The 8,929-nt window shown below is 70.2% G+C and carries 6 protein-coding genes and 3 pseudogenes; 4 read left to right on the top strand and 5 right to left on the bottom strand.

Going from position 1 to position 8,929, the window contains the following annotated elements; genetic code table 11:
• Positions 1 to 854: 854 nt before the first annotated feature.
• Positions 855 to 1,976, bottom strand: a complete 1,122-nt coding sequence (locus ACIOHC_RS43525) for a PP2C family protein-serine/threonine phosphatase (protein WP_365694774.1) — start codon at positions 1,974 to 1,976, stop codon at positions 855 to 857.
• Between the two features lie 338 nt (positions 1,977 to 2,314).
• Between ACIOHC_RS43525 and ACIOHC_RS43520 the strand changes: the two genes are divergently transcribed.
• On the top strand, positions 2,315 to 2,470 hold the full coding sequence (locus ACIOHC_RS43520) for a hypothetical protein (RefSeq protein WP_351085993.1): 156 nt from the start codon (positions 2,315 to 2,317) through the stop codon (positions 2,468 to 2,470).
• A 227-nt stretch (positions 2,471 to 2,697) separates the two neighbouring features.
• Here the strand turns inward: ACIOHC_RS43520 and ACIOHC_RS43515 are convergent, their stop codons facing one another.
• Together ACIOHC_RS43515 and ACIOHC_RS43510 are read right to left on the bottom strand one after the other, a co-directional pair.
• Entirely contained in the window at positions 2,698 to 4,290 is a 1,593-nt protein-coding gene (locus ACIOHC_RS43515; RefSeq protein WP_401846972.1) for an MFS transporter, read from the bottom strand.
• A gap of 95 nt (positions 4,291 to 4,385) precedes the next feature.
• Positions 4,386 to 5,296 (bottom strand): annotated as a pseudogene (locus ACIOHC_RS43510) (NAD(P)/FAD-dependent oxidoreductase).
• Between the two features lie 50 nt (positions 5,297 to 5,346).
• Here ACIOHC_RS43510 and ACIOHC_RS43505 point away from each other — a divergent pair.
• Both ACIOHC_RS43505 and ACIOHC_RS43500 read left to right on the top strand, forming a co-directional pair.
• Positions 5,347 to 5,653, top strand: a pseudogene (locus ACIOHC_RS43505) (cupin domain-containing protein); the annotation flags it as partial.
• A 128-nt stretch (positions 5,654 to 5,781) separates the two neighbouring features.
• Positions 5,782 to 6,651: a class I SAM-dependent methyltransferase gene (locus ACIOHC_RS43500; protein WP_401846970.1), complete on the top strand. Its 870-nt coding sequence runs from the start codon at positions 5,782 to 5,784 to the stop codon at positions 6,649 to 6,651.
• Positions 6,652 to 6,781: 130 nt separating this feature from the next.
• Here ACIOHC_RS43500 and ACIOHC_RS43495 read toward each other — a convergent pair whose 3' ends face one another.
• Both ACIOHC_RS43495 and ACIOHC_RS43490 read right to left on the bottom strand, forming a co-directional pair.
• Positions 6,782 to 7,204 carry a hypothetical protein gene (locus ACIOHC_RS43495; RefSeq protein WP_351085986.1) on the bottom strand — a complete coding sequence of 141 codons (423 nt, stop codon included), beginning with the start codon at positions 7,202 to 7,204 and terminating at the stop codon, positions 6,782 to 6,784.
• Entirely contained in the window at positions 7,201 to 7,791 is a 591-nt protein-coding gene (locus tag ACIOHC_RS43490) for a hypothetical protein (RefSeq protein ID WP_401846967.1), read from the bottom strand. The genes ACIOHC_RS43495 and ACIOHC_RS43490 overlap by 4 nt, the downstream gene beginning before the upstream one ends.
• A gap of 52 nt (positions 7,792 to 7,843) precedes the next feature.
• Here ACIOHC_RS43490 and ACIOHC_RS43485 point away from each other — a divergent pair.
• Positions 7,844 to 8,836 (top strand): annotated as a pseudogene (locus ACIOHC_RS43485) (IS1380 family transposase); the annotation flags it as partial.
• Positions 8,837 to 8,929 lie beyond the last annotated feature (93 nt).

Below are 8,929 nucleotides of genomic sequence, written 5' to 3'. Positions count from 1 at the left end.
CCAGCGCAGCGGCGACATCGGGTCCCCGCGCATGTCCGGCTCGACCAGCTCAAGCAGCGCGGTCCGCAGGCCCGCGTCCAGGTCAGCGGCCTTCTCTCGATCCGTGCGCGCAGGCCGTCATCGACAGCCTCAACAGCGAATACGACCTCGAACTCATCTGTCCGCGACCAGTCGAACAACCGGATAGAGGCCGCCGACGACCCCGACCCCCGAACGACGAGTTCGACCTGCCCAGGAACCGCCTCGATCAGACTCACCCCCTGAGGATACGGACGCCAACACGCCGGCGTCATCGCCGTTACGACGCGCAGAGGTCGGTGCTACTTCTCGTCAACGGTTGGGGCTCCAGACCCAGATCCCCGCCAGGAGTGTCACGGTCAGTAGTGATTCCGGGGCCAGATAGGTCAACTGACGACAGTTGAATACGAGAGCCCACCAGTACCCATGCCGTGGAACGCCGCGATGCGCGCGCTCAGCCGCCGCGCCTTCCTCGAGCCGGAGCCGGACCCGGGCGGCGGACCGGCCCCACTCAATGCCGCCCGTACCGAGCGGCGCCGGGCGGCCGAAGCGTCCCACGCTGCCGCAGTGCGCCGGGCCCGAGCCGAGCGGTGCCGGGTTGCTGCCCCGCGAAGCCCCGACCCCGCTGGGGAAGACCGCGTGAGGAGCGCGCGCAGGGTTCAGGGGCGTCGGGCGAGGACATCGTCCATGCGGGACGCGTCGGTGCCGGCGCCGCCGCGGCGGCTGGCGCTATGAAGCCGAGCACGGTCTGGATGTCGTCACGGCGGGCTTCGGCTTCGGCGCAGCGCAGTTCCGCGGTGCGACCGCCCCGTCCCGGGCCCGGCGCCTCGCCAACTTCACGCCCTGCCCGACGCCGTGGAGGCCACCGCGCGGACGGCGATGGCCGCGATGTCGTCGTCGAGATGGTCTTGGCTGTAGTGGACCAGGTCGTTGTGCAACTGCTTGAGCAACCGGGATGGGGAGTCCGTGTCCCACTGTCCCGCGTGCTTCACCAGCGGGAAGAACGCGCCGGTGCGGTCGCGGGTCTCGGTGACGCCGTCGGTGTAGAGCAGCAGCTGATCCCCGGCGGCAAAGGAGACGGTGTCGATGCGGTAGTCCTCCCCGAGCAACGCGCCCATGTTGATGGGCGGCGAGGAAGCTGTGGGGGTGACCTCGCGGACCGCTCCCGCGTGGAACAGCAACGGAGGGGGGTGTCCGCAGTTGACGATTCCGACGGCCGATCCGTCGTCGGGAATCTCAGCGAGCACGGCCGTGGCGAAGGACTCCGTGTGGTCGCCGGGCAGCAACGTGGTGTAGCGGCCCATGCTGACGTCCAGCCGGCGTGCCAGCCGCGCCAGGTCCGGCTCGTCGTACGCGAATTCCCGGAAGGAGCTGACGATCGCTGAGGCCATGCCGACCGCGGAGAGACCCTTGCCGCGTACGTCTCCGATGACCAGGCGGACGCCGCGGGCTGTCTCCAGTGCTTCGTAGAAGTCGCCGCCGACGCGGGCCCGGGCCGCGGCGGCCAGGTACAGGGCCTCAAGGTCCAACCGGCCGAGGCGGTGCGGCATGGGGCGCAGCAGGACTTTCTGGGTCGTCTCGGCTACGGAGCTGACCTCGGCGAGGGCCTGCTCCCGCTTCTGGCGCACATGGCTGGCGCAGGCGGCCGCGGCGGTGGCGCCCACGATGATCATGAGGGTAAACAAGTGTGTGTACGACCTCGCGTCCACATGGCCGAAGGACAAAGCGACCGCTACGTCGATGGCCACGGCGAGCCCGCCGACGGCCACCGTTCCGGCCACTGGCCACAACGACGCGGCGAAAGCGGGAGCGAGTGAGAGAAAGCGGCTGACGTAGAGATGGCCCGGAGTTACGAAGGACAGCACGGCGATGACGGCGATCAGCGCCAGAGGCGCCAGGAGCGTCAGCTCCTCCTGGAGACTACCCGTACGACGCCGGAATTGACCGAAATGGTTCACATGAGCATCCTATGCGGGCGATTGAGACGAACCGGTCAGGCGCAACGCCCGCGCCACGAACCCACCGCCGCCCCCACCGCCGCCCCGCCCCGGCGGCCGCCGACCCGGCCCCGCAATCGGCCGCCCCCGTCGCGCCGGTGGAGCGTCGGACGCCGCCGGACGGCTACCGCCGTGCCCTCGAAGTGCACCGCGGCGATGGCTTGATCCCGGCGATGACCTGTTGGACCAACGCCCGAACTGACACGATGAGTTGGGACGAAAGGTGGGGGTTCGTGCAGGGTGACAGGCGGCAAATTCAGACGGCGGTGATGGGAAGTGCGGACTCGGAGGAGCCGCTGATGCTGCCGCTGGAGGCGATCGAGCTGGACGCCTTCCGACGCAGGCGCGGCGACGACACGTTCTGGTGCGGGCTCCTGCTCGGCGGCTGCGGCGGCCAGCTGACGACGAAGCTCTACACCGACCGCGTGTGTTCCCTGTCAAGTACAGCGTGTTGATCCCAAACGCACACGGATCCTCTGGCCAGGGGCAGGTCAGAGGGTGCACGCAGCACGAGCGAGGCTGCGACCGGCCTCTGGTTCCGGTCGCAGCCTCGCTCGGAGCAACCACCTTCCGACGTTTCCGATCCCGGACAGGGGCAGCTCGACTTCAACGGGCTACCTGGTCGGGGGTGAACGCGGTGTTCGCGGGGCGGTCTGCTTGCTGTGGTCCGGCTCTTGTGCGGTCAGCCGGCGGAGACAGCCTCAGCGGGGTCTGTCTCGTCCGCGACCGCGGGGGGAGTGTTCTTGGGACCGCGGAGGGCGATGTAGATGAACAGGGCGCCCATGATGACGGCGCCTGCCCACATGGCCTGCTGCCAGCCGTCGACGAAGGACTGCTGCGCCGCGTGGAGCACGTCTGGTGCGTGCGGGCCGGTGGTGCCCGCCACCTTAACTGCGTTGGCGACGCCCTCGCGGGCGGTGTCCGCGGAGCTTTGAGGGATGCCGTGCAGCTTGTCGTCGATGGCGTTGCGGTAGCCGGCGGACACGAGTGCGCCGAGCAGGGCGACGCCGAGTGCGGTGCCGAATTCGCGGGTGACGTCGTTGAGGGCGGAGGCGACACCCTGCTTCTCGCGCGGCAGGGAGCCGGTGATGGCCTCCGTGGACGGGGTCATCGACAGGCCCATGCCGACGCCCATGGCGAGCAGGCCGGGCAGGACGGACAGGTAGCCGCCGCTGACGGAGACGAACAGCGCCATGAGCGCCATGCCGACGCCGGCCAGTGCGATGCCCACGACCATGGTCGAGCGTGCGCCGATCCCTGCGGCCAGCTTGGGGGCCAGGCCGGAGGCCATCATCATCGCGAGGGCCATGGGCAGCATCGCGACCGTGGACAGCAGTCCCGACCAGCCGAGTACGGCCTGGAAGAACGGGAAGAGGACCACGCCGATGCCCGCCTGGACACCGAAGACCACCAGCAGCGTGATCGAGCCGCCCGACAGTCCGCGCTCCCGGAACAGCCCTACGTCCAGCAGGGAGGTGTCGCGGCGGTGCAGCTCCCAGGCCACGAACCCGATGGTGGCGATGAGGCCGACGGTCAGACTGATCAGCGTCTCGGGCGCGGTCCAGCCGCGTTCGGGGCCTTCCTGCAGGACGAAGATGAGGTCGACCACAGCAATGATGGAGACCAGTGCGCCGACGGTGTCGAATCGGTGGGCCGAGGTCTCGCGGGAGTTGGGAACCGACTTCAGCGTAATGGCCAGGGCCACGAGGGCCAGGACCGCGGGCAGGACGAACAGCCAGCGCCAGTCGGCGACGTCGACGAGGAGCGCGGAGAGGAACATGCCCAGGATGCCGCCGCCTCCGGCGATACCGGTCCACACGCCGATTGCCTTGCTGCGCTGCTCTTCGGGGAAGGTGGAGGTGATGACGGCGAGCGTGATCGGCATGATCATGGCGGCGCCGATGCCGCTGGCCACGCGGGCGGCGAGCATCACTTCGGGCGTCGGAGCCAGGCCCGCGACCACGGTGGCGATGCCGAAAACGCTCAGTCCGGCGATGAGCATGGGCTTGCGGCCCAGGCGGTCGCCCAGGGCGCCGAGCGGCAGCAGCAGCGCGGCCAGGGCGAGGGTGTAGATGTTGATGATCCACAGGACCGTGCTCTGGGAGGCACCGAATTCCACGGCCATGTGGGTCTGCGCGACGTTCAGCCCGGTCACCGAGGCGATGACCGCCATCAGGGCGATGGAGACGGTGATCAGGATCGTGCGCAGTTGACGCGCGTCGGGGGCGCCCCGGCCGCCGGCCGGCGTGGCCGGTACAGGCTGGTTCGTACTCATGGATTCCTCTCTCAAAACGGCATGCCGAGTCAGCCCCGGAGCAGGACCGGTCGCTGGGTGAAGGGGGCGTGCGGCGGCCGGTGCCGCGCCGGATATCAGAGGGCGGGAGTTTCGCCCTGGGCTGCGGCGAGAGCCGAGTCGGTGTCCGCGGTGGCCAGCACGCTGTTGATGTGGGCGCCAGCCAGGGCGCCCGCCGCTGCGGCGGCGCCGAGCTGGGCGGCAAGGTCGGTGGCGTTGCTCGCCACCCAGACGCCCCGCACCTCGGTGGCGCCCGCCATGCCGCAGGCGAAGCCGCGGCCCAGTTGCCGGGCAGGTCCTGCATCGGCAGCTTCAGGCCCTCCAGGCCCCCGGTACGGGCCTCCATCCGGGTGGCGACTGCGAGTACGCTGCGGGCCACGACCTGGCCGTCGGCCAGGCGCACGCCGGCGAGGGTGCCGTCCTCGTTGTTGATGACTTCCCGCACCGGGGTGTCCACGGTGTGGATGCCGCGGGCGGCGAAGCGCGCGCGGGTGTCCTCGTCCAGGTGAGTGCCGTGGGTGAAGTAGGTCAGGTCCTCGGTCAGTTGGCGGAAGAGGAGTGCGTGATGGATGGAGGCGGGGCCGGTGGCGAGGATGCCGATGGGTTCGTCGCGCACCTCCCAGCCGTGGCAGTACGGGCAGTGCACCACGCCGTGTTCCCAGTGCTCGGCGAGCCCGGGAACCTCGGGCAGTACGTCCCGCAGGCCGGTGGCCACCAGGACGCGGCGCGCGGTTACGCTCCGGCCGTCGGCCAGGGCGATGGTGAAACGCAGATCTCCGTCAGTCGACGGGGCGGCGAGCTCGGTCGAGGCCACCTCACCGAAGACGACGCGCCCTCCGTACTGGCGCACCTGCTCCCGCCCCCGCCGAAGGATCTCGGGCGGCGGCGTGCCGTCCAGGACGATGAATCCGTGCACGGCCTCGGCCGGCGCGTTGCGCGGGGTGCCGCTGTCGATCACGACGACCGAGCGGCGGGAGCGGGCGAGCATCAGCGCACCGTTCAGCCCTGCGGCGCCCCCGCCGATCACCACCACATCGACGGTCCGACCCCGGGATGAGCGTGGTGCGGCAGCGCATGGCCGAACCGCCCCCCCGAGAACCCGGCGCGCATGCGCGCCCACCCGGGGCGCGAATGGCTCGTCGTCCTGTCCGGCACCGCGATCCTCATGCTCGGCCACCGCCGCTTTCGCCTCGAGACCAACCAGGCCGCCGAGTTCCCCACGATGATGCCGCACGCGATCGGCGCCGACGGCGGACCCTGCGAGATCCTTGGCATCTTCGACCGCGACGCCCGCCGCGGCCACCAGGGCGACAGCGACGACGACACCCAAGGCGCTCCCGAGTGACCGTGAGGCCGCGCGACGGCCTTCCCTGGCGGTGACATCTTGCGCGTCGGGCAGCGCCCTCGACCATCATCTTGCGTAAACCGGGACACTTCGTGCCGCAGGGGCATATCCGCCTTAGTGTGAAGAGCATGAACCACGTACACACCCACACCCCCCACCACGGCGCTTCGCACGGTGACCACCACGAGCACGCAATGGACGGCCAGGCGGAGATCCTCGACCTGGACGCCGAGGTCCTCGCCGAGCACACCGCCTCCATCACCGCATGGCTGCCGCTGCAGACCGCCCCGCACCACATCGTGGACCTGGGCTGCGGCACGGGAGCGGGCACCTTCGCCCTCCTGGACCGCTTCCCCGACGCGCATGTCACCGCCGTCGACGCCTCCGCCGAACACCTGCAGCGCCTGCGCACCAAGGCGTGCACCCGCAGCGTCGAGGAACGCGTACGCACCGTGCAGACCGACCTCGACGACGACGCCTGGCCCGACCTCGGCTCACCGGACCTGGTCTGGGCATCGGCCTCGATGCACCACATGGCTCACCCCGACCGCGCACTGCGCAACGTCCACGACGCGCTCGCGCCCGGCGGCCTGTTCGCCGTCGTCGAACTGGCCGGTCACCCCCGCTTCCTGCCCGAAAACGCCCCCGAGGACAGGCCCGGCCTGGAAGAGCGCGTCCACGCCGCCGACCGCCGCCAAGCCGAACACATGCCCCACCGCGGCGCCGACTGGGGCCCGATACTGACCGCCGCCGGATTCACCGTCGAGGGCGAACGCACCATCGCCGTGCACTTTGAAGGCTCGCGCAGCGAAGCGATCGGCCGCTACGCCACCGGCGTCCTGCAGCGCATCCGGAGCGTCATCGCAGACAGACTCTCCCCCGAGGACCTCACCGCGCTCGACCAGCTCCTCGATACCAGCAGCCCGCACAGCATCCTGCGCCGCGACGACCTGACGGTACGCACCGAGCGCACCGTCTGGGCCGCCCGCCGTATCTGACCACGGATGGTTCCCCCGCCAGGGCGGGCCCGCCTCCGAGCCCGCGGGTGGTGATGGCCGGGTACGCCTTTCGTCCCGCTCGCTGGTCAGCTGCACTATGCGGCGAAGCCACCACCTGGTAGGCAGCGACTCAGTGGCATCGTCCTGGATGTGGCTGGGTCGGCAGCGCCCGGACCGGGGAGTCGGGCTGCGACAGGGCGTGGAGCAGCTGCCGGTTGTGCGCGGTCAGTTGGTTCACAGTGCGGACGAGGTGCTCGACGTCGGTCCGCAGCTGGGCCAGCTCGGTGGCGTCCTTGGCGCGGAGCTCCTTCAGTTTGACGATCTGCCGGCGCAGACGGATCTCGGAGTGCGGCGTCTGCCCGCGCGCCCTGACCTCTGCGTAGAAGTCGTTCTTGAGGTCGAGGTGGCGCTGGGTGAGCGCGTTGCGCGGGACGCCGGCTTCCTGGGCCAGGGCGACGATCGTCAGCGCGCCGTTGGAGTGCTGCGCGGTTCCCTGCAGGATGCGGTCCATGGCCGCGCGGATACGGTCGCGTTCGTCGGGTGCGGGGCTCATGCGGTGCCGTCCTGGAGAGTGGCGCGGGTGCGGTGGTGGACGTCGGCGAGGTCGCGCAGCCGGGTGGCGTTGTCGCGCAGACGCTCGCCCAGCGGGCCGGGAACATGGCCTGCCTGCTGGTCAAGTGCCGTGGCGTGGCACCGAAGGCCGGCGGCGTGCTCATCGGTGCGGGCGATGTTCGCGCAGGCGGGGACGCACTGGTCGAGGCTGGGGGTGTCCTTGAGGCCGCGGTGGCACAGGACCTTGTCGCGCTTGTAGACGCACATCAGCAGCGTATGGGGGTTGTCGTAGACGACCAAGTGGGGGTTGGCGAGGATCTGGCGGGCCTGCCGGGCAGTGATGACGGTGCCGGTGTACTGGGGCGCGGTGGCGGCGGCCTTGATAGCCCGGCGAGCAGCGGGCCCGGAGATGCCGAGGCCGTCCTCGAGAGCGGCATTCAGGTCGGCGACAGTGTCGATCGTGGCGCGCGCCGTCTCGACGTCGAGGAGGTCGTGGATGCCGTCCCGGCTGCGCGCTAACCTCGTGCTTTCACGAGGCAGGGCGTCCGGTAAGTGATCGGAAACGCGAAGAGTGCTCCTGACCTGCAACGATGGGACTTGTCTAGGGTCCAGGTCGTCGCATGAAAGAAGCACTCTCCAGGTGAAGAAGCGTATCGGGTTCTACCCGCGTGTCCGCGTCGAGGGCGATGGCCGCGGGGTGGTGTCCCAGGCCGGCGGTGTGCTGCTGGTGGAGACGATCCGCAAGTCCGGTCTGGAACAGGCGATATCGGGGGCTCTGGCACCGTGGCGCAAGCCGCGGGCAGTGCATGATCCGGGCAAGGTCCTGCTGGATGTCGCGCTCGCGGTCGCGCTGGGCGGGGACTGCCTGGCGGACGTGGGCATGCTGCGGGCCGAACCGTCGGTGTTCGGGCCGGTGGCCTCCGATCCGACGGTGTCCCGGCTGATCGACACACTGGCAGCGGGCGGGAAGCGTGTGCTGACCGCGCTGCGGCAGGCCCGCGCTCAAGTCCGCGAATACGTGTGGACGTTGGCCGGTGATGCGGCACCGGACGCGGCCGGGCAGGTGGTCGTGGACCTGGACGGGGTGCTGGTGATCGCGCATTCCGAGAAGCAGGATGCGTCCGCGACCTGGAAGAAGACGTTCGGCCACCATCCGCTGATGGGGTTCGTCGACCACGGCCGGGGCGGCTCCGGGGAGCCAGTGGCCGGGCTGCTACGGCCCGGAAACGCGGGCAGCAACACCGCGGCCGACCACATCGAAGCCGCCCGGCTCGCCCTGAAGCAGCTGCCGAAGAAGTACCGACGAGGACGGCAGACGTTGATCCGCACCGACTCGGGCGGGGGCACCCATGAGTTCCTCGACTGGCTGTCCGCCCGCGGCCGCTGGCTGTCCTACTCGGTCGGCATGACCATCACCGACGCCACCCACCAGGCCGTTCTGAAGGTCCCGGCATCGGTCTGGACGCCGGCCATCGAGCCGGACGGCGAGATCCGCGACGGCGCCTGGGTCGCCGAACTCGACGGCGACTGCCTGACCGGCTGGCCCAAGGCGATGCGACTGATCGTCCGCAAGGAACGCCCGCACCCCGGCGCCCAGTTGCGCTTCACCGACGCCGACGGCATGCGCCTGACCTAATCCGGTATTAGCGGTGCTCGGTGGCCGGGCAGCGTCGGGCGAAGACACCTATCCCCAACACGGTCCTGCAGGCCTTCTGTGAGAGCGGTG

It is taken from the genome of Streptomyces sp. NPDC088252, assembly GCF_044740965.1.
Classification (GTDB): domain Bacteria; phylum Actinomycetota; class Actinomycetes; order Streptomycetales; family Streptomycetaceae; genus Streptomyces.
The sequence above is the reverse complement of the archived record's forward strand: the minus strand, read 5'-3'. Positions and strand labels throughout refer to the sequence as shown.

Coding starts and splice junctions, on each gene's coding strand:
- ACIOHC_RS43500 (WP_401846970.1), top strand. CDS start 5,782: ATGAACCACGTACACACCCACACCCCCCACCACGGCGCTTCGCACGGT.
- ACIOHC_RS43495 (WP_351085986.1), bottom strand. CDS start 7,204: ATGAGCCCCGCACCCGACGAACGCGACCGTATCCGCGCGGCCATGGAC.
- ACIOHC_RS43515 (WP_401846972.1), bottom strand. CDS start 4,290: ATGAGTACGAACCAGCCTGTACCGGCCACGCCGGCCGGCGGCCGGGGC.
- ACIOHC_RS43520 (WP_351085993.1), top strand. CDS start 2,315: ATGCTGCCGCTGGAGGCGATCGAGCTGGACGCCTTCCGACGCAGGCGC.